Here is a 19,614-nt window from a genome sequence, read left to right on the forward strand (position 1 = left end):
CCGCCACTGGCGGAGCCCAGCATCCCCATTCATTCATCGCTGAACACTTTTGAAGGAGGCCACAATGGCACCTCGCGTTCTCGTATCCGACGAATTGTCGGAAACCGCCGTCCAGATCTTCCGCGACCGCGGCGTCGAAGTCGATTTCGAACCGCAGCTCGGCAAGGACAAGGACCGTCTGCTCGAAGTCATCGGTAAGTATGATGGTCTCGCCATCCGCTCCGCCACCAAGGTGACGGAAAAGATCATCGAAGGGGCGAAGAACCTCAAGGTCGTCGGCCGCGCCGGCATCGGCGTCGACAATGTCGATATCCCGGCCGCCTCGCGCCGCGGCATCATCGTCATGAACACGCCCTTCGGCAACTCGATCACCACGGCCGAGCATGCGATCGCGCTGATGTTCGCCGTCGCCCGCCAGCTTCCGGCAGCCGATACCTCGACGCAGGCCGGCAAGTGGGAGAAGTCGAAATTCATGGGTGTCGAGATCACCGGCAAGACGCTCGGCGTCATCGGCGCCGGCAATATCGGCTCGATCGTCTGCGCCCGCGCCATTGGCCTCAAGATGCACGTCCTCGCCTATGATCCATTCCTCTCCAAGGAGCGCGCCGAGGAGATGGGCGTCACTAAGGTCGAGCTCGACGAGCTTTTCGCGAAGGCCGATTTCATCACGCTGCACGTACCGATGACCGACAAGACGCGCGGCATCCTCAACAAGGAAGCGCTGGCAAAGACCAAGCCCGGCGTGCGCATCATCAACTGCGCCCGTGGCGGCCTGGTCGATGAGGCAGCCCTTGCCGAAGCCATCAAGTCCGGCCACGTCGCCGGTGCCGCCTTCGACGTGTTCGAGGTCGAGCCTGCCAAGGAAAGCCCGCTTTTCGGCCTGCCGAACGTCGTCTGCACGCCGCATCTCGGCGCTTCGACGACGGAAGCCCAGGAAAACGTCGCACTGCAGGTCGCCGAACAAATGTCGGACTACCTCGTCAAGGGTGCCGTCTCCAATGCCATCAACATGCCGTCGATCACCGCTGAAGAAGCGCCGATCCTGAAGCCCTTCATCCGTCTCGCCGATGTTCTCGGCGCCTTCGTCGGGCAGGTCACCGAGGAGCCGATCAAGGAAATCGAGATCCTCTATGACGGCGTCACCGCCGGCATGAACACACGGGCGCTGACGAGCGCGGTTCTCGCCGGCCTCATCCGCCCGCAGGTCGCCGACGTCAACATGGTTTCGGCGCCGATCATGGTCAAGGAAAAGGGCGTCGTGCTTTCCGAGGTCAAGCGTGACAAGACAGGCGTCTTCGACGGCTATATCAAACTGACGGTGACGACCGAAAGCATGACGCGCTCGGTCGCCGGCACGGTGTTTTCGGACGGCAAGCCGCGCTTCATCCAGATCAAGGGCATCAACCTCGATGCGGATGTCGGCTCGCACATGATCTACATCACTAATACCGACGTTCCCGGCATGATCGGTTTCATCGGCACGACGCTCGGTGCCGCCGGCGTCAACATCGCCAACTTCCAGCTCGGCCGCGACAAGCAGGGTGGCGACGCCATCGCGCTGCTCTATGTCGACGGCGAGGTGGAAGATGCCGTGCTCGCACAGCTGACGGCGCACCAGGCGATCCGCCAGGCAAAGCTGCTGACCTTCAACATCGACTGACTTTGCTCCTCCCAAGCAAAAAGAGAAAACCCGGCGCGGGAAATCGCGCCGGGTTTTCTGCGTCAGGGATGGTGATTTTCAGTGGTGTCGGCGTTTGCGGCGGACCATCTTGCCGAAGCGGGCGACATCGTCTTCAGCCTTCGTGCGATGAAGGAAGGCGAGCCTGCTGTCGTCGAGGCCGCGGAAGAATTCGTCCCAGGAGATCTCGTCCTGCGGTTCCGAGGAAAAATCGACACGGACGGTTTCGCTATCTTTTGCGTTCTCGACACGGGCGGGATGGCCGCCGCGTTGCTCGATCCAATGTCTGATCTTGTTGTAATCGGTCGTCGTGCTGAACCTGCCCATGAAACCCTCCTCAGCAATTCGATTGCGACATCGATGGCCTGCAACGCGTGATAGGCGGAATTGTTCCATGGCGGTCAGATTATTTTTCAGAAAGTCCGTCTTTGCTCATTCTATCGAGCGAGCCCAAGTTCAAGCCATGTATGATTCTGATTTTATTTAACTTCTATCGATATACGGCTGAGATCTGCATCAACCCGCGCGAACTCCATGGCACCCTTGACGAAGACCGAGCAGGCCGAGGCACCGAACGACGACTTCCGGACATTGTTTGCGATGCATCCATCGCCGATGTGGGTCTATGATCCGGTAACGCTGCGTTTTCTCATCGTCAACGAGGCGGCGGCAGCACTTTACGGCTACGGCGCAGACGAATACCCTGACATGACGGTCCTGGACATTCGTCCCGAGCACGAGCGCAAGCGAATGGTCGATGCCGTCAATGGCCGCACCGACATGGAAAAGGCGGAGCGCTGGATTCATGTCAAGGCGAGCGGCGAGACCTTCGAAGTCCTGACCTATGGCCGCGAGGTGCGCTTCGAGGGTCAGGCCGCGATCCTGGCGATCGTGCAGGACCGCAGCGAGGTTAATGCCATCAAGCGTCAGATCAGCGATACGCGCTCGCTTCTCGACAGTATCGTTGACAATCTGCCGGTCGGCGTCTTCGTCAAAGACATGGAAGCGGACGGGCTCTACATCCTCTTCAACGAGGCCTGCGGCGATATCGTGGGCATGAAGGCTCGGGACATCGTTGGTCGAACCGACCGGGCGCTGTTTGCCGGCGGCCAGACGGATGCCTTCCGCGACCAGGATCGCCAGGCCTTCGAGGCGGATGCTGCGATCAGCTTCGAAGAGACGATGCTGCGCCCGGATGGCGCGCAGCGTATCCTGCGCACCGTCAAGCGCGCCCTGCCGGCGCCGGAAGGTCATGCGCCGCGCTATCTGCTCGGCATTTCGCAGGACGTGACTGAAGAGCGTGCGGTCGAGGCAAAGCTTGCCCATCTCGCCATGCACGATTCCCTCACGGGCCTGCCGAACCGGGCGGCCTTTTCCAGGCATATTGCTGCACGCATCGCCGAAGCAACCGCAGAGAGCCCGATCGCGCTGCTCTATATCGACGTCGATCATTTCAAGCACATCAACGATAGCAAGGGGCATGCCGCCGGGGACGCGCTGCTTTGCCAGGTGTCGCAGCGTCTGATGCGGTTGGCGGAGGAGGGCGATCTCGTCGCCCGTCTCGGTGGCGACGAATTCGCTGTCGTATTGCAGCTCGACGAGCCGGAACGGTGCGGGCGCTTCGCTGAGCGGCTGTTGCAGGCGCTTGGCCGTGCCTTCGATCTCGACGGTACCCGGGAGCATGTCACCTGCAGCATCGGCATCGCATTGGCGCCGGACCATGCCGTCGACGCCGATGTGTTGATGCGGCACGCGGATCTGGCACTCTATGCCGCCAAGGAGAGCGGGCGCTCGACCTATCGTTTCTATGAGGCGGAGATGCGGCTTGCCGCCGAGCGCCGCCACGTGATGACCGCCGAGCTGTGGGAGGCGCTGGAGAAGCGCCAGTTCGAACTGCATTACCAGCCGATCGTGCAGCTCGACGATGACGGCATCGCCGGCTTCGAAGCGCTGATCCGCTGGCGCCATCCCAAGCGCGGCCTCGTCGCACCGATGGAGTTCATCCCGCTTGCCGAGGAAACCGGCCTCATCGTGCCGATCGGCGACTGGGTGATCCGGGAAGCCTGCCGCGCAGCCGCGGGCTGGCCTGAGCACTTGAGGATCGCCGTCAATCTCTCCGTCAGCCAGTTCAGGCACGCGAGCCTGCTTTCAACAGTGGTCGCGGCCCTCGACCAGACGGGCCTCAATGCCGACCGGCTTGAAATCGAAATCACCGAGTCCGTGTTCCTGACCGATGCCGATCAAAGCCTGCCGCTGCTGCGTGCGCTGAAGGAGCTCGGCATCCGCATCGCCATCGACGATTTCGGCACGGGTTATTCTTCGTTGAGCTATCTCAGGTCGTTCCCCTTCGACAAGATCAAGCTCGACCGCAGCTTCGTTTCGGGCATCGAGACGGATGCCGGCAATCTTGCCATCGTGCGCGCCGTCGTCGGTATCGGCTCCGGTTTCAACGCGACGACGCTGGCCGAGGGGATCGAGACGGAAGAGCAGTTGCAGAAGCTGCGCGCCGAAGGTTTCCGCGAAGTGCAGGGTTATCTGCTCGGCAGGCCGATGCCGCGGCATGAGGCGGAGGCGCTGATTTATGGCAGTGCCCTGAAGGCCGCCTCGTCACAATAAGTGACATTTCCGAGTAGGCGCCTGTGACACCGCGACATTGCACCCTGGTCGCGCTCGAAAGGGCGTGGGCCAGCGTCTGCATAAATAGTTAAGTGGCGGCTTGACAATCGAGCGTCGTGAGGCAATACTCAAGTCCATGCTTAACTATTCAGACATCGACGATATTCTGAAGGCCCTGGTCGAGCCGACGCGGCGGCAAATCGTGGAGCGGTTGAGCCGCGGCCCGGCCAGTGTCAGCGAGCTGGCGCGCCCCTTCGATATGTCGCTTGCGGCAATCGTCCAGCATTTGCAGGTGCTGGAGGAAAGCGGCCTCATCCGCAGCGAAAAGATCGGACGGGTGCGCACCTGCCGCATCGAACCATCAGGTCTCGACCGGATCGCCGGTTGGGTAGCCGAACGCAGAAGCCTGATGGAGCGGCGGTTCGATCGCTTGGGCGAGATGCTTTCGCAGCCGGACGTCAATAACCAGATCGATAAACAGCAAGAGGAGAAAGAGTGATGAACGAACAGTCCACGAAGTCAGCGGCCACCCAGCCGGCCGTTTCCCACGCCACCTTCGCCGTCGAGCGCGCCTATCCTGTTCCACCCGAGCGCGTCTTCTTCGCCTTTTCCAATCTTGACAGCAAGCGGCGCTGGTTCGCCGAGGGCGAAGGGTGGGTGGTGCTGGAATTCACCTCGGATTTCAGCGTCGGCGGCTCGGAGTTTTCGCGCTTCCGCTTCGGCGACGGGCCTGAGATCACCAACGACACGCAGTATCAGAACATCGTGACGAACGAGCGCATCGTCATCACCTACCGGATGGCGGTGGCTGGGGCACCGATCTCGGTCTCTCTGGCGACCATCGAATTCAGTCCCTCCGGCAAGGGCACCGTCCTGACCTATACAGAGCAGGGCGTCTATTTCGACGATGCCTCAGCGGGCGCCAACCGCGAAATCGGCTGCCGCGAACTGATGGAGGCCTTGGCAAGGGAGCTTGCTGTGGCTGCGTGATACCATCAAGCATTCGTCATTTTGAGAATGGCGGCCGAGCCCTCATACTTCCCTCGGGCTGGAAGGAGGATGTCTATGAAACGCTATTCATTCTCGATAATCGGGCTGGCGATTTTGACCGTCATTATCGCCAATCCGGGCATCGCATTCGCCTGCAACAAGCTGATCGGCACCTGAGCCGCACCCCCGCTCGAGGCGCGGCTTCGGCCGTGCCTTCCTTTCGCGGCACATGAAACAATCCGGGTGTCAGAGGCCCCCTCTTGCGCCCAAGGGCAATCCTTTCTATATCGGTCGCTCATCGAGGCGGCCGATCCCGCCTGATATCGGCAATCCGCCACAATTGCAGTGCAATGGCGGATCGTGACCCACGTAGAATTGGCACCATCGTTGAACACACTGGATTTTGACAAGAAGCCGGAAGAGACCCGTGTCGTCGTCGCCATGTCGGGCGGCGTCGATTCATCCGTTGTCGCCGGCCTTCTCAAACAGCAAGGTTACGATGTGCTCGGCATCACGCTGCAGCTTTACGATCACGGCGCGGCCGTTCACCGCGCCGGCTCCTGCTGCGCCGGCCAGGATATCGACGATGCGCGCCGCGTCTGCGAAACCCTCGGCATCCCGCATTACGTGCTCGACTACGAGAAGCGCTTTCGCGAAACGGTGATCAATCCTTTCGCCGAGAGTTATGTGGCGGGCGAAACGCCGATCCCCTGCGTATCCTGCAACCAGACCGTCAAGTTTGCCGATCTCCTGGCGACCGCCAAGGAGCTTGGCGCCGATGCGCTGGCGACCGGCCACTATATCCGCTCGCGAACGAACCCTTCGCCCGAAAATCCCGGCCGCCGCGCGCTTTTTCGTCCGGCCGATGCCGACCGCGACCAGAGCTATTTCCTCTTCGCGACGACGCAGGAACAGATCGATTATCTTCGCTTTCCCCTGGGCGGCCTGCCGAAGGCCGAGACCCGCAGGCTCGCCGAAGAGATGGGCCTCGTCGTCGCCAAGAAGGCCGACAGCCAGGACATCTGTTTTGTGCCGCAGGGCAAATATTCCGACATCATCACCAAGCTGAAGCCGAATGCGGCGCTTGCCGGCGAGATCGTCCATCTCGACGGCCGTGTGCTCGGAACCCATGAAGGCATCTTGCACTTCACGATCGGCCAGCGTCGCGGCATCGGCATCGCCACGGGCGAGCCGCTCTATGTCGTCTTTCTCGACGCCCGCTCGCGCCGTGTCATCGTCGGACCGAAGGAGGCGCTGGAAACACACCGCGTCTATCTGCGCGACGTCAATTGGCTGGGCGACGAGACGCTCGAGGAAGCCGCTTCCGGCGAAGGCTTCGCCTGCTACGCCAAGGTGCGCTCGACACGGGCGCCGGCGCCCGCCGTGCTGCATGTCGATGCCACCGGCACCTATGTCGATTTGACGGTCGGTGAGGCGGGCATTGCGCCCGGCCAGGCCTGCGCGCTTTATTCCGCCCCCGGCGATGATGCCCGCGTCTTCGGCGGCGGCTTCATCGAGCGCTCCGAGCGCGAACCTTCGGCGGAAGCCTCGCTAAAGGCCCTGCTGGCCGGCCCCGTCGCCGCCTGAAGCGGGCGGGAAACGGCATCCGGCAAAGCCCACCGTTTTTCTCGATCATGCGCTTGACACAAAGCCGAAGCGCACCTTATAAGCCGCTCATCCCACGAGCCCGCAGCGCTTCGCGAGCAGGTATCGTTTGACCAGTGGCGGAGTAGCTCAGTAGGTCAGAGCAGAGGAATCATAATCCTTGTGTCGGGGGTTCAAATCCCTCCTCCGCTACCATCTTATCACCGACAATCCGGTGTCGATCAGGCTAGACAGGTAGCCTTTTATCCCGACCTCATAAACCTCACCGATTTCAGTAGGATAGACAACTACCGCTGTGACGAGCTGGCGGAACGGACCTAGCAAGTCCAATGGTGTCGCCAAGCTTTTCTATCTTGAGAGCGATCCGACCTTCATGTCAGCGTCCAACGCCGGGCCGAGAATGCCGCTTATCCTGCGCCTGCTCGGGGCGGAAGCCTTCGCCGCGGGTGCGGCGCCGATCGTCGTCAAGGTGCACGGCTCGGGCCTCATCGAGGCGGGCGACCCCAAGCCACGTTGGGGCAACGTCTAACCTCACGACTGTGGATGGTATCCTCTAGGCATGGTTGAAAATCTCAGGTAAGTAGTTTCGAACAAGCTCCTCGCCCTGAGATCACTCATGATAGACCCACAGCTCCGCCGCGTTCTCTCCCTGATCAAGGAGGAGGGCTCCGTTTTTGTATTCGAAAACTGCGATCCCGACGAAGAATTTCCCGGAATCTCGCGGGGGGAGGAGAGCGGCCTCATAAAGCGGCAACTTGGTAGCGTCGGCCTGTATTTCGAGTTGACAGCAGCAGGCCGCGAAGTCATGGGCATGTCGCCGACATTTGGTGACAGAATGTGGCGGTATCTGCGGTCGTTCGGCCTTGCGACGAGGCCCACAGTTAAGCCGTAAGGCATTTTGTTCATTCGCGACCGGTCAGATCCGCGTCCTTTTCATTTATTTCCGCTTTAGACGTCGTCACTTCGGCTCTGGCTGCTGTATAACTGGCGGCGGTGTTTCGCTCTTCCCGCTGCCTCGATCGAATGGCTTGATCACGAGGATGCCGAGGATCGACGCTATCATTGCTCCGATGATGATTGCCATCAGCATTTTCATGGGCTTGCCTCGCGCTGCAAACGCCCGTCGTTATTGCCAATGGTGAAGATCTGGCGGGCGGCTGGCGGTGCGGCCTTTGCCGCGCGGCGCCTTGGATATGCGGCCGTCGATCAGATCCGGCGCATCATCCGGAAGAAGGGTAATGCCGGCGGCTCTCGCTGCGGCGATGAAAGCCTTGCGGGCTCGACTACCGCCCGACTGATCTGTGAGAGCGGTCAGGCACGCAACCAACGCTCGTTGGAATATCGGATCCCCGGCTTTCTTGGGCCAGTCATCGGATATCAGCATTCCGGCCAGATCAGCGACGGTGCGGGCGCTTCGATAGCTGCCGACACCTTGGATTTGAGCGGATATCATTTTGATCGGGATGGGTGACGGGTCAGTCAAATCGGACATTACAGCACCTCACGAATCACAAATCCGCGACTCAACAAATGTCGAGGCGATTCGTTCCGAAGTGACCATTTGCTTTCGAAGGAATCTTCGAAAACGGCGTCCGACGGTCGCCTGGCCTCGTCAAAACCGTCGTGGAGCGGCCGGCTTGTTTCCGACGATGGCGTCGATGCGGTCCAGCACATCGGGGGTAAGCTTGTCCTTGTGGGCAAGCGCAGAAAGATTGTCCTCCAGCTGGCTCATCCGCGAGGCTCCAAGGATCACCGTCGAGACGTTGCGGTTGGAGAGGCACCAGAGCAGAGCAAGGTGGGTAATCGAAATGCCGATCTGCCCGGCGAGATCGGCCAGCTTTGCGACCTGGGCAAGCTGCGCGCGGCCGGCGTCGCTGGTCCATTTCTCTTTCAGCCATTCATAACCCGGCAGGTTCATGCGGCTGTCGTCGGGTACGCCGTTGTTGTACTTGCCGGTCAGGACGCCCGATGCAAGCGGCGACCAGATCGTGGTGCCGAGCCCGATCAGATCGTAGAGCGGCAGGTAGTCGGCCTCGACCTTCTGGCGTTCGAAAACATTGTACTGCGGCTGCTCCATCGTCGGAGGCGTGATCCGCAGATCGCGCGCCACCGCATAGGCTTCCGTCAATTGCTGTGCCGACCATTCCGACGTGCCCCAGTAGAGGACTTTACCCTGGGCAACGAGGTCGTGCATGGCACGAACCGTTTCCTCGATCGGCGTATCGATATCGGGACGGTGGCAGAAATAGAGATCGAGATAGTCCACCTGCAGGCGCCTGAGCGCCGCATGCGCGGCGTCGGTGACGTGCTTGCGCGACAGCCCGCGCTGCGTCGGCTTGCTGCCGCCCCAGAACACTTTGCTTGATACAATGAAGCTGTCCCGGCTCCAGCCCAAGGTTTTCAGGGCTTGGCCCATGACGATCTCGGATTTTCCGCTTTCATAGCCTTCGGCATTGTCGAAGAAGTTGATGCCGCTGTCATAGGCGCGGGTCATCAGACTGACGGCATCGCTGCCATCGACCTGCCTGCCGAACGTAACCCATGATCCGAACGAAAATTCACTGACCTGCAGGCCGGATTTTCCAAGACGACGATATTCCATGGCGCGGTCCTCCGAGACAAAGATGCGGCAACATAGACGCATAGCAGAAGCAAACACAATTACCTTCTCGCAGTGCAGGCCGGTGGGCCTGCACTGCGATACGACAGTTGCATGTTTTCCAAATCATCATTGCACAGCGGGAGGCGGCCAAGGCGCCAGCCTCCTCCCTCCGATGTCCCGGAGGGATTGCCGCCCCTCATTCGTCGATCAAACGAGGAAATGAAAATTGTCGTATTGCGCACCAAAATAGTCGGGACCGCTCGTTTCGGTGACGATCGGTTCGCTATCGAGCAGAAGATAGTCGATCGGGCCGTAGGCGCTGAGATCGATCAGCTGGGGATGGTCGATGCTGTCAGCGGTTATCGTCACGGTGGTCGAGAATACGATATTGTCGTTCAGCCGGCCTTCGATCGTCAGGACGTTGTCATAGTCGGATGTGCCGTTGGCAACGTCGAATTGTTTCACCTGGAATGGGCCGCCATCCGCCGAGTAGATGGGTGTCCAGAACACGCCGCCCGACAGAAAGTGGTTGCCATCGGCCTCTTTCTGCACTGTCGCGTCGTCGCCGTCTCGCCAGGCGCCCCAATCGAAACCCTTGTAGCCGGTGGGGAAGTCGTGCTTGCCGACATCCTCGAAATTGACGAAGACGTCGCCACGCTCCGGCAGGTCGACGGCGATATTAAGCAAGCCGAAATCGGTCGCGCCTTTGCCGTCCGAGATCTTGAAATTGAACTGATCGGTAAGCTGATCTCCGGGGCCAAGCGCTGATACCACCGGGTTGGAGTGATCGAGTTCATAGGTGTAGTTGCCGTTGGAATAGACCGTCAGCGTGCCGTATTTTCCCGCGATTGTCGTCGTCGTGGCGGGTCCATCCGGATCGGCCGGTTGCGAAATTCGCTGTCCGTTGATGAAGTTGAGGCGCACCCGATCTCCGTCGGTATCCGTGGAACTGGTGTTGTCCAGGATGTTGCCGTCGATCGGGTTGTCGATGTTGAAAATAGGCTGGTATACGTCACCTGCGACCGGCTTGTGGTTTGCCATTTCCATCCCCCGTTTGCTGTGTTGTCCGAGTATGCAACCCTATCGGGTATCTGGCAACGAAAATGAGGGCGCATAATCCATCACCGTGTGCTTATGATTGCGCGTCGGGGAACGATCTCCGTCTCAGAACGGCAATCCGACGTAGTTTTCTGCGAGCGCCGTCGAGGCTGCACGGGAATGCGTGAGAAAGTCGAGTTCCGCTTCCTGGATCTTCTGGTCGAAATCGCCGGTATCGGGAAAGCGGTGCATCATCGTCGTCATCCACCAGGAGAACCGTACGGCTTTCCACACGCGGGCGAGCGCCCTTTGCGAATAGGCGTCGATGCCGCCATTCGAGCGTTCCTGGTAATGTTCAAGGAGCCCGCAGAAAAGGTAGTGGACGTCGCTGGCTGCGAGGTTCAGCCCCTTGGCGCCGGTGGGCGGCACGATATGGGCGGCGTCGCCGACAAGGAAAAGCCTGCCGAAGCGCATCGGCTCGGCGACGAAGGAGCGAAGCGGCGCGATCGATTTCTCGAAGGACGGCGCTGTCGTTAGCGCCTCTGCGTGATGTGCCGGCAGGCGGCGCCTCAACTCGTCCCAAAAGCGGTCGTCGCTCCAGTCCTCGACCTTTTCGTCGAGCGGGCACTGTATGTAGTACCGGCTGCGCGTGGCCGAGCGCATCGAACAGAGCGCAAAGCCCCTTGGGTGGTTGGCGTAGATCAGTTCATGGCTGACAGGAGCCACGTCGGCCAGCAAGCCCAGCCAGCCGAAAGGATAGACCTTCTCGAAAATCCTGATTGCCCGCTCGGGGACGGCCTTGCGGCTTGCTCCATGAAAGCCGTCGCAGCCGGCGATGAAGTCGCAATCGATGCGATTGACAATGCCGCCCTTTGCGTAGGTGACGAAGGGAGAGCGACCGTCGAAATCATGTGGTGTGACATCCGCGGCGTCATAGATCGACAGGGCGCCGCTCATTTCGCGCCGCTCCATCAGATCGCGCGTCACCTCAGTCTGTCCGTAGACGGTGACGCGCCTGCCGCCGGTCAATTCGTGTAAGTCAATGCGATGGTCGCGTCCGTCGAAGGCGAGTGAGAAACCGTCATGCGGCAGGCCTTCGGCATGCAGGCGTGCTCCTGCCTTGGCCTGATCCAGCAAGCCGACGGTGCCTTGCTCCAGGACGCCGGCGCGGACCCGGCCGAGGATATAGTCTTTGTTCACGCGGTCGAGGATGACATTGTCGATGCCGGCTTCGGTCAGAAGCTGGCCGAGCAGCAGGCCGGATGGCCCCGAACCGATGATGGCGACCTGGGTTCGCAAATGCTTCCTCCCTGCGTTCTTGCGTTTTGCAAGATTCTGCCGCGTCGCCCCTGCCGCAACAATGGACATTCCCGCCTAAAAATTGCACTAATCGAACATCGTGCGGGAGGAACCCCATGAGCAGACATGTACCGACCTATGAGCTCTATGGCGAAAATACCGGGCAAGAGCCGGATTTTTGGTTGCATTGCGAAACAATTCGCTCCCGCAGCAGCCTGCATCAATGGGAAATTCGCCTGCATCGCCACGAGAGTTTCTTTCAGATATTGTACATCGAGGCCGGTTCGGGCGATGCGATCTTCGGTGAGAAAAGCCATGCCATCTATCCGCCGGCGATCATCACCGTTCCCCCCGGGCTCAATCACGGCTTTCGCTTTTCCCGCGATATCGACGGCTTCGTCATCACCATCATGAAGTCCCACCTCAGCCATCCGCCGGGCGAGCGAAGCCATCTCGGCGAATGGCTGGCGACGCCGCATCTGACGCCGCTCGATGCTGATAATGCCGAGGCTGCTCATGTCATGCAGACGTTGAGACGGTTGGGCGATGAATTCGAAAACCGCCGCGGCGGCCGCAATGAAGTGCTGGCCGCCTATGTTTCCCTGGCGCTGCGGCTGACAGCAAGGATTTCCCGGGAAGGGAACGCGCAGGAGCTTCCGTCAAACGAGAACGCGCGGCGAATGGAGATGCTGAGCGAACTGATCCAGCAGCATTTTCGATCGCACAAGCCCGCTTCCTTCTATGCCAGGGAACTTGGGGTTTCGCCGACACATCTTACCCGGATCGTCCGGTCGATGACCGGCAATACGCCCCATGAAATGATCGCCGGCAAACTCATCGAAGAGGCGAAACGTCAGCTCGTTTTTACGCTCGCCAGCGTTCAGGAAATCGGATTTCGGCTCGGTTTTGCCGATCCCGCCTATTTCTCGCGTTTCTTCCTCAAATATACCGGAGAAACGCCGCGAGTCTGGCGCGTGAAGGAGAAGGTCCGGCTTGAAGACGCGTAGGTTTTCTTCACGGGCCGTCGCCTTGTGGCGATCCGCCTACCAGGCCTCGACGCCGTCTTCCGTGTTGCGGCTGCGTTTGCCAGCCCGGGTTTCGTATTCGTCGCGTTGTTTTGCTGACTCGGGGGTATCGGCTGCGCCATCTTGCCGGGCGTCGGGCGTCATGTAGAAGGCGAGCGCCTTTTCAAGCCGGGCGGCGGTGAGCGTGGCTGCGAAGCCCTTCATGTCGTTTCCTCGGTTGGACCTTGAACTCTGTCCGAGATGCATAGCCGACGATACGCCCATCCGGGAACGGCGCGCCGATGGTTTTCACCAACTTTAGACTTTGCTTGCCGATGGCTTCGGCGGATAATCTCCACGCGGAAATCGATGAAGACATGGATCTTTGCGCCCATTCCATTCGATACCCGGCCAATGGAACATTTTGCCAGGTGCTACGTTCGCACCGCACGGATGGGAGGGCATCACATGAGCCGATATCTTGATGACCACAATAATCTGCCCGTGGATGAAAGGACTGGCCTGCCGCTGGAGAACACGCCTGATGATGACAAGGATGAAGAGATCATCGTGGACGAGCAGAAGGTCTCCTCGGCATGGAATGTGATCGGTGCCGGCATCGTCATCGTTCTCATCGCAAGCGCTGGCGTCGCCATGTGGCCGAGGCAGACGACGACCGATCCCACTCCGACCGCATCGACGACGCCTGTTGCTCCGACCACAGCCGAACCTTCCGGATCGACGATTCCGCCGAAAGCCGTCGAGACGCCGGGCGCCGGCGGCGGGCAGTAGCGGCAACCCTGCCGCCCAGCCGACACAAAAATCGCGCGGACCATCTCCGCGCGATTTTCATGGTCTTTGCATCATGAGGCCTGCCACGTCCAGTTCGGCACATATAGATGATGTCGAGGTCGCGGGCGCGGATGAGGCGGTTCAGATGCGCATAAATGAAGTTCAGGCCTGGTGTCGTTCCCCAATGGATCTGGATCAGTCGCCGCGAAGAATAGACAGCGCTTCGTCGGCGATGACCTGTTCCTCATTTGTCGCGATGACATGGGTCGCGATGCGGCTTTCCCCAGTGCTGATCGTGAAATCATTGGCGGCATTGGCCTTTTCATCGATCGCAAGGCCGAGCCAGGACAGCCGTTTCGCCACGCCGGCACGGATTTCCGGCTGATGCTCGCCGATGCCGGCGGTGAAAATGACGGCGTCGAGGCCGCCGAGCGTTGCCGTCATGCGGCCAATTTCGCCGGCGATGCGCAGTGTCAAAAGGTCGATCGCCTGACGCGCCTCCGGCCGGCCGTCCTTCAACAGCTCGCGCGTATCGGCGCTGATGCCTGAGGCGCCGAGCAGGCCGGAGCGGTGATAGAGCAGATCCTCAATCTCGCTGAAGGACTGTTTCTTCTCGCCTGCCAGATGCAGGATCACGCCGGGATCGAGCCAGCCTGGACGCGTCGCCATCGGAATGCCGTCGAGCGTCGAAAAACCCATACTGCAGTCGCGGCTGACGCCTTGATCCAGCGCGCACAGGCTGGCGCCGCTGCCGAGATGGGCGACCACCGTCTTTGCCGCGCGCGGCGCCCTGCGGCGGAGTTCGCCGGCGATGAATTTATAAGAAAGCCCGTGGAAGCCGTAACGCTTGACGCCCTCGTCATGCAGCGCTCGGGGAATGGCGAAGCGGCGAACGAGATCGTCCTGCGTGGCATGGAAGGCCGTATCGAAGGAGGCCGTCTGAGCAAGATGCGGCTTCAGACGCCGGAGCGCGCGGATGAAGCGCAGCGCCTGAGGCTGGTGCAGGGGCGCAAGCGGGGTCAGCGCATCGACGGCATCGATGGTGGCGGCGTCGAGAGTGGTCGGCCCGGTAAAGCGGTCGCCGCCATGGACGACACGGTGGCCGGCGACACGCGTGGCGGCGATATCGAAATGATCCCCAAGCCGCCCGAAAGTCTCGTCGATGACATCGTGTAGGTCTTCCGTCAATTTGGCCCTCAGCGGCATCTCGAATGTCTGCGATCCCTTGATCAGGCTGAGCGAAAGCGGTTCGGCGCGAAAATCGATCACGCCCTTGCCGATGCGCCGGGCCTTGGCGCCATCTATCGCGAAGATGCCGATCTTGATGGTCGATGAGCCGGCGTTGAAGGTCAGGAGGAGGTCGGTCGATGGCATGTTTCGAAGACTCCGCGTCATGATGGCCGAACTTAGCGCCGCGGCTTCGGACGGAAAGGCATTTGTTCGCCGATCGCGTGTTTTTGTTGCTCTGCAGCCGGTCATTCGGTCCGCCGGAATTTGCGACAGGGTATTTCCATCCCTGCGTCGGACGGCATCTGACGGCTAATATTGCCTGATGTCAGTGCCTTACGGGGTGGGGCAGGCTGGGCGTCATGAGAGCTTCACGCTGCGGAATTATTAACAAAAGGCAAAATTACAAACGGAATAAGGAACTATGCCATGGCCGATATTGCCCCCAGCCAGGTTCATAGCGACACTTCCCACCCGCTGCACAGTTCGAATTCGGCCGGCAAATGGTTCCTGCCGGTATTCGCACTCGTTTTGGTCTGCGGCCTCGGATACGTCGCCTATGCACTCACCCGCGACCTGACAGCCGCAGTTGCCGTTCCCTGGATTCTGCTCGGCCTTGCGTTGCTGATCGCGCTAGGCTTTGAGTTCGTCAACGGTTTCCACGATACGGCCAATGCCGTCGCCACCGTGATCTATACCCGCTCCATGCCGGCGGAATTCGCCGTCATCTGGTCGGGTTTCTTCAACTTCCTCGGCGTGCTGACCTCGAGCGGCGCCGTCGCTTTCGGCATTCTGGCACTGCTGCCGGTGGAACTGATCCTGCAGGTCGGCTCGGGCTCCGGCCTTGCTATGGTCTTCGCGCTGCTGATTGCCGCGATCGTCTGGAACCTCGGCACCTGGTATCTCGGCCTGCCGTCGTCGAGCTCGCATACGCTTGTGGGATCGATCATCGGCGTCGGCCTTGCCAATCAGTTCCTGGCGCCGGCAGGCACCGCAACGAGCGGCGTCGACTGGTCGCAGGCAACCAATATCGGCCTGTCGCTTTTGATCTCGCCGCTGATCGGTTTCGGTCTTTCCGCCGTGCTTCTGCTTGTTATGAAGGTCCTGGTGCGTAACAAGGAGCTCTATGCCGAACCGAAGGGCAACCAGCCGCCGCCGCTCTGGATCCGCGCGATCCTGATCTTCACCTGCACCGGCGTCAGCTTCGCCCACGGTTCCAACGACGGCCAGAAGGGCATGGGCCTCATCATGCTGATCTTGATCGGCCTCGTGCCGACCGCTTTCGCGCTGAACCGCACGCCTGACGTCAATTATCTCGAAGCCTACAAGTCAGCATCGGTCCAGGTGGAAACCGCGCTCGGCAAATATGTGAAGCCCGGCGTGACCGTCACGGACTACAAGGCCGAAGTCAGCAACGCCGTCAAGAACAAGACCTGGACGGATGCGACGACACCGGCCCTGCAGCAATATATCCACCAGACGAGCGCAGAAGTCGCCGCCTTCCCGACGCTAGAAGCGGTGCCGACTCATCTCGTCGGCAACGTCCGCAACGACATCTACCTGATCGGCGAGGCGCTGAAGCTGATCGACAAGAAGAAGCTGCTGTCGATGGACGCCGACGACCTCACCGCGGTGACGAACTACCACAAGGCAGTCGACAACGCGACGAAGTTCATCCCGCTCTGGGTGAAGGTGGCGGTCGCGATCGCGCTCGGTCTCGGCACGATGGTGGGCTGGAAGCGCATCGTCGTCACTGTCGGCGAAAAGATCGGCAAGACGCATCTGACCTACGGGCAGGGCGCGGCAGCAGAAGTCGTGGCGATGATCACCATCGCTTCAGCCGACCATCTCGGCCTGCCGGTCTCGACCACGCATGTGCTGTCGTCAGGCGTTGCCGGCACGATGGCGGCGAACGGTTCCGGCCTGCGATGGTCGACTGTGCGCAACATGCTGATGGCCTGGGTGCTGACGCTGCCGGCCTCGATCGCGATCGCCTTCGTGCTCTTCGTGATCCTGCGCCAGGTCTTCTGATGCATATCGCCCAGAAGAGTGCAGCGGTTCTGGGATAACGACATGCATAAAACAAAAAGCCAGCATTCCGTCAGGCCGTAGAGGCCAGACTGGAATTGCGATTGCTGATGAAGATGCCCGCCTCGGCGGCGGGCATCGCCTTGCCGAAAAGATAGCCCTGGCCGATGTCGCAGCCGAGCTGCAGCAGGAAGGCGAGCTGGCCGTGCTCTTCGACGCCTTCCGCTGTTGTTTTGATGTTGAGGCTCCTGCCGAGACCGAGCATAGCGCGGACGATCTTTTCCTGCCGTTCGTCGTCGCGATAGGTGGCGATGAAGCTCTTGTCGATCTTGATCTTGTCGAAACGGTAGCGGGCGAGCTGAGCGAGGCTCGAATAGCCCGTGCCGAAATCGTCAAGGGCGATCTGGATGCCGGCCGCGTGCAGTTCGTCGAGAACGACAGCGGCGGCGGCGGGATCCTGGATCAGCGCATTTTCTGTGATCTCGATTTCCAGGCGCTGCGGCGGCAGCCGGCTTGCCAAGAGAATCTTGAGGATGCGGGACGTCAGGAGCCTGTCTTCCATCTGCACCGGCGAGACGTTGAAGGACAAGGTCACGTGTTCCGGCCAGGTGAGTGCGTCGCCGCAGGCCTGCGCGAGAAGATCCTCGAACAGAGCGGTGATCATGCCGGTTTCCTCGGCGATATCGATGAAGAGGGGCGGCGGGATGTTGACGCCGTCGTCATCGGTCCAGCGCGCCAATGCCTCGAAGCCGCAGAGTTGGCCGGTCTTGAGATCGATCAGCGGCTGATAGAAGGGTTTGATCGCCTTTTTGGCGATTGCGGCGCGAAGCCTGGTTTCCAGTGCAGCGCGTTCCGTCACCTTGTCCTGCATCGACATTTCGAAGACAAGATGGTGGTTAGGTCCACGCGATTTCGCCTCGTACATGGCAAGGTCGGCGCGATGAGCGGCATCTTCCAACGGCTCGGCCCCCTCGGCCCAGCGGGCGTAGCCGACGCTGGCGCCGACCTCGACGGCAAAACCGTCGATATGGATGGGCCGGGTGACGGCCTGGATCAGCAGCCTCGCAAAACGCTCCTCGCACTGCGCCGTCAGGGCGAAGGCGACGATGATGAATTCATCGCCGCCGAAGCGATAGACGCAATCGGCATTGCCGAGCGCGCAGATGCGTTTGGCAACCTCGATCAACAGCACATCGCCACCCTTGTGGCCGACGAGGTCGTTGACCTTCTTGAAGCCGTCGAGGTCAACGGAGAAGATGGTGACGTTGCCTTCCGACCCCTCGATCCCGGTCTCGTCGTCCTTGATCGGCCGTGAGAGGATCCTGCGCTCGAAGGCATAGCGGTTTGGCAGCTTGGTCAGGTGATCGTGGGTGGCGGTCCAGTCGGCCTTTGTCTGTGCGGTCGCGCGCAGTTCCATTTCCTTGCGCAGATCGGCGATGCGCAGCACCGAGTAGACGAAGCTCATGGCGCCGGCGATGCCCAGCGCCAGGATGAGTTTGTCGGCGCCGTATTCGCTGAAACCGATCATGAAGGAGATCATGCTGTCGTCGAATTGCAACAGCGTGCCGAGCAGCCAGAGGGTTACTCCGAACGCCACAATCGACACGCATTGCCTTCCGGCCCTGCTTTGGAAAAACACCGGCATTGGCCTTCTCCATCTCCGCCCGCGCCGACGTAATCATGAAAGTCTGAAATGTTCGTTGAAACCAGGAGGCGAATTATTGGAGCGCCGGCGTATTGTCGCAGCTCGAAAGGCTTGACGGCAGGGCGCCGGATGCTCGCAATACGGGCAGTAGCGAAACGGTGAGGACGGACGATGGAGCGAAAGGCCGATTGCGATCCATTTTGTCTACGACCTTGGGAAGAACGAAGGCGAGCGTGCAATCGCATCGCTCGCCTTTTCTCGTATTTCAGGCGGTGACGATCAACAGCGGTACGCTGACGATGAGACCGACAAGAACCGTAACCGTGGCGACACGCATAAAACGCAGGCGCCGCGTACGCTCCCCACTCCAGTCATATGTCATTTCTTCCATCTCCTTGGGACAAGGAAGTAGTCCCGGCGAAACCGGGTTCAATAGAGATGACGCGATTTGCTTGTGTAAAGCTGTATCAGTGATCACTAATACTGAAGCGCAGCGACCAGCGCCGCCCATTGCTGGTCATGCGAACGATTGCGAGCGGCTCGACGTCCACCAGCCAGAAGGAGGAGAGCGGCGCCTGAAGCACATGCGCGACCGCTGCCCGGATGACGGCTGCGTGGCTGACGGCGATCACATGGCCGCCGAGCAGGGATTGCTCATCCATCCAGCCGGCGACGCGCGTGCGCAGATCGGCAAAGCTCTCGCCGCCGTGTGGGGCGGCTTGCGGATCGCTCATCCAGGCCATGAGGTTTTCCGGCTCCTCGGCCTCTATCGCGGCGATCGGCCTGCCGGCCCAACGGCCGTGGTCGCAGTCGCGGAGCGCCGGGTCAGTCCGGGCGTCGAGGCGAAGCGCCTGCGCCGTCTGGCGGGCACGCAGAGCGGGGCTTGCGGCAATGCGGTCGGCGCGGGGTGGAGCAGCCATTCCGGCCGCTTCCCCCACCGCCTTGTCTTCCAGCGGTTCGTCGAGCGGGAACAGGGCTTTACGGCTTGCCGCCGTCGCGCCGTGGCAGATCCAGGTGAGGCGCGTGTTCACAGTTGTTCTTGTCTCCCGCAATCCGGTGGGGACGGCCCTTTGCCGGCTCGTGAAGTTTC

20 protein-coding genes, 1 tRNA gene and 1 pseudogene are annotated in these 19,614 nt (G+C 60.7%); 11 read left to right on the forward strand and 11 right to left on the reverse strand.

What is annotated here, in order from left to right:
- The first annotated feature begins 64 nt into the window (after positions 1–64).
- Entirely contained in the window at positions 65–1,660 is a 1,596-nt protein-coding gene (gene serA, locus EFD55_RS21540; RefSeq protein ID WP_125847161.1) for a phosphoglycerate dehydrogenase, read from the forward strand.
- A gap of 78 nt (positions 1,661–1,738) precedes the next feature.
- Here serA and EFD55_RS21545 read toward each other — a convergent pair whose 3' ends face one another.
- A complete protein-coding gene (locus tag EFD55_RS21545) occupies positions 1,739–2,005 on the reverse strand; it encodes a hypothetical protein (protein ID WP_125847163.1) in 267 nt (88 codons plus the stop codon).
- A 207-nt stretch (positions 2,006–2,212) separates the two neighbouring features.
- On the opposite strand from EFD55_RS21545, the gene EFD55_RS21550 reads away from it, so the two are divergent.
- The 7 genes from EFD55_RS21550 (at position 2,213) to EFD55_RS21575 (ending at position 7,781) form a co-directional block, all read left to right on the forward strand.
- The gene (locus EFD55_RS21550; protein WP_125847165.1) at positions 2,213–4,294 is read left to right on the forward strand and encodes a putative bifunctional diguanylate cyclase/phosphodiesterase; all 2,082 of its coding nucleotides are present in this window, start codon (positions 2,213–2,215) and stop codon (positions 4,292–4,294) included.
- Between the two features lie 136 nt (positions 4,295–4,430).
- Positions 4,431–4,793: an ArsR/SmtB family transcription factor gene (locus tag EFD55_RS21555; protein WP_125847247.1), complete on the forward strand. Its 363-nt coding sequence runs from the start codon at positions 4,431–4,433 to the stop codon at positions 4,791–4,793.
- A complete protein-coding gene (locus tag EFD55_RS21560) occupies positions 4,793–5,284 on the forward strand; it encodes an SRPBCC family protein (RefSeq protein WP_125847167.1) in 492 nt (163 codons plus the stop codon). Before EFD55_RS21555 ends, EFD55_RS21560 begins: the two co-directional genes overlap by 1 nt.
- A 387-nt stretch (positions 5,285–5,671) precedes the next feature.
- Positions 5,672–6,871, forward strand: coding sequence for a tRNA 2-thiouridine(34) synthase MnmA (mnmA, locus tag EFD55_RS21565; RefSeq protein WP_125847169.1), 1,200 nt, complete (start codon positions 5,672–5,674; stop codon positions 6,869–6,871).
- 136 nt (positions 6,872–7,007) lie between these two features.
- Positions 7,008–7,084, forward strand: a tRNA-Met gene (locus EFD55_RS21570).
- A gap of 100 nt (positions 7,085–7,184) precedes the next feature.
- Positions 7,185–7,418: a hypothetical protein gene (locus tag EFD55_RS32965; RefSeq protein ID WP_131588438.1), complete on the forward strand. Its 234-nt coding sequence runs from the start codon at positions 7,185–7,187 to the stop codon at positions 7,416–7,418.
- Between the two features lie 87 nt (positions 7,419–7,505).
- On the forward strand, positions 7,506–7,781 hold the full coding sequence (locus tag EFD55_RS21575) for a hypothetical protein (RefSeq protein WP_125847171.1): 276 nt from the start codon (positions 7,506–7,508) through the stop codon (positions 7,779–7,781).
- A gap of 66 nt (positions 7,782–7,847) precedes the next feature.
- Here the strand turns inward: EFD55_RS21575 and EFD55_RS33265 are convergent, their stop codons facing one another.
- The 5 genes from EFD55_RS33265 to pobA form a co-directional block, all read right to left on the reverse strand.
- The gene (locus EFD55_RS33265) at positions 7,848–7,985 is read right to left on the reverse strand and encodes a hypothetical protein (protein WP_164737537.1); all 138 of its coding nucleotides are present in this window, start codon (positions 7,983–7,985) and stop codon (positions 7,848–7,850) included.
- A 30-nt stretch (positions 7,986–8,015) separates the two neighbouring features.
- Entirely contained in the window at positions 8,016–8,381 is a 366-nt protein-coding gene (locus tag EFD55_RS21580) for a DUF982 domain-containing protein (RefSeq protein WP_125847173.1), read from the reverse strand.
- A 120-nt stretch (positions 8,382–8,501) separates the two neighbouring features.
- A complete protein-coding gene (locus EFD55_RS21585; protein ID WP_125847175.1) occupies positions 8,502–9,491 on the reverse strand; it encodes a potassium channel beta subunit family protein in 990 nt (329 codons plus the stop codon).
- Positions 9,492–9,698: 207 nt separating this feature from the next.
- Positions 9,699–10,532 carry a VCBS domain-containing protein gene (locus tag EFD55_RS21590; protein WP_125847177.1) on the reverse strand — a complete coding sequence of 278 codons (834 nt, stop codon included), beginning with the start codon at positions 10,530–10,532 and terminating at the stop codon, positions 9,699–9,701.
- Between the two features lie 123 nt (positions 10,533–10,655).
- Positions 10,656–11,828 carry a 4-hydroxybenzoate 3-monooxygenase gene (gene pobA / locus EFD55_RS21595; protein WP_125847179.1) on the reverse strand — a complete coding sequence of 391 codons (1,173 nt, stop codon included), beginning with the start codon at positions 11,826–11,828 and terminating at the stop codon, positions 10,656–10,658.
- Positions 11,829–11,944: 116 nt separating this feature from the next.
- Here pobA and EFD55_RS21600 point away from each other — a divergent pair, with 116 nt between their 5' ends.
- Positions 11,945–12,835, forward strand: coding sequence for a helix-turn-helix domain-containing protein (locus EFD55_RS21600; protein WP_125847181.1), 891 nt, complete (start codon positions 11,945–11,947; stop codon positions 12,833–12,835).
- 36 nt (positions 12,836–12,871) lie between these two features.
- On the opposite strand, the gene EFD55_RS21605 is transcribed toward EFD55_RS21600, so the two are convergent.
- On the reverse strand, positions 12,872–13,057 hold the full coding sequence (locus EFD55_RS21605) for a hypothetical protein (RefSeq protein WP_125847183.1): 186 nt from the start codon (positions 13,055–13,057) through the stop codon (positions 12,872–12,874).
- 243 nt (positions 13,058–13,300) lie between these two features.
- Here EFD55_RS21605 and EFD55_RS33850 point away from each other — a divergent pair, with 243 nt between their 5' ends.
- Positions 13,301–13,624 carry a hypothetical protein gene (locus tag EFD55_RS33850; RefSeq protein ID WP_245438517.1) on the forward strand — a complete coding sequence of 108 codons (324 nt, stop codon included), beginning with the start codon at positions 13,301–13,303 and terminating at the stop codon, positions 13,622–13,624.
- A gap of 76 nt (positions 13,625–13,700) precedes the next feature.
- Here EFD55_RS33850 and EFD55_RS34340 read toward each other — a convergent pair.
- Positions 13,701–13,811, reverse strand: a pseudogene (locus EFD55_RS34340) (phosphoketolase family protein); the annotation flags it as partial.
- An 8-nt stretch (positions 13,812–13,819) separates the two neighbouring features.
- Positions 13,820–14,998, reverse strand: a complete 1,179-nt coding sequence (locus EFD55_RS21615) for an acetate/propionate family kinase (RefSeq protein WP_125847185.1) — start codon at positions 14,996–14,998, stop codon at positions 13,820–13,822.
- A gap of 282 nt (positions 14,999–15,280) precedes the next feature.
- On the opposite strand from EFD55_RS21615, the gene EFD55_RS21620 reads away from it, so the two are divergent.
- Positions 15,281–16,882 carry an inorganic phosphate transporter gene (locus EFD55_RS21620; RefSeq protein ID WP_125847187.1) on the forward strand — a complete coding sequence of 534 codons (1,602 nt, stop codon included), beginning with the start codon at positions 15,281–15,283 and terminating at the stop codon, positions 16,880–16,882.
- Between the two features lie 70 nt (positions 16,883–16,952).
- Here the strand turns inward: EFD55_RS21620 and EFD55_RS21625 are convergent, their stop codons facing one another.
- Both EFD55_RS21625 and EFD55_RS21635 read right to left on the reverse strand, forming a co-directional pair.
- Positions 16,953–18,524, reverse strand: a complete 1,572-nt coding sequence (locus tag EFD55_RS21625; RefSeq protein WP_125847189.1) for a putative bifunctional diguanylate cyclase/phosphodiesterase — start codon at positions 18,522–18,524, stop codon at positions 16,953–16,955.
- Positions 18,525–18,991: 467 nt separating this feature from the next.
- Positions 18,992–19,555, reverse strand: coding sequence for a histidine phosphatase family protein (locus tag EFD55_RS21635; RefSeq protein ID WP_125847193.1), 564 nt, complete (start codon positions 19,553–19,555; stop codon positions 18,992–18,994).
- Positions 19,556–19,614 lie beyond the last annotated feature (59 nt).

Origin of the sequence: Rhizobium pisi, assembly GCF_003938655.1 — a bacterium.
GTDB classification, from domain to species: domain Bacteria; phylum Pseudomonadota; class Alphaproteobacteria; order Rhizobiales; family Rhizobiaceae; genus Rhizobium; species Rhizobium pisi.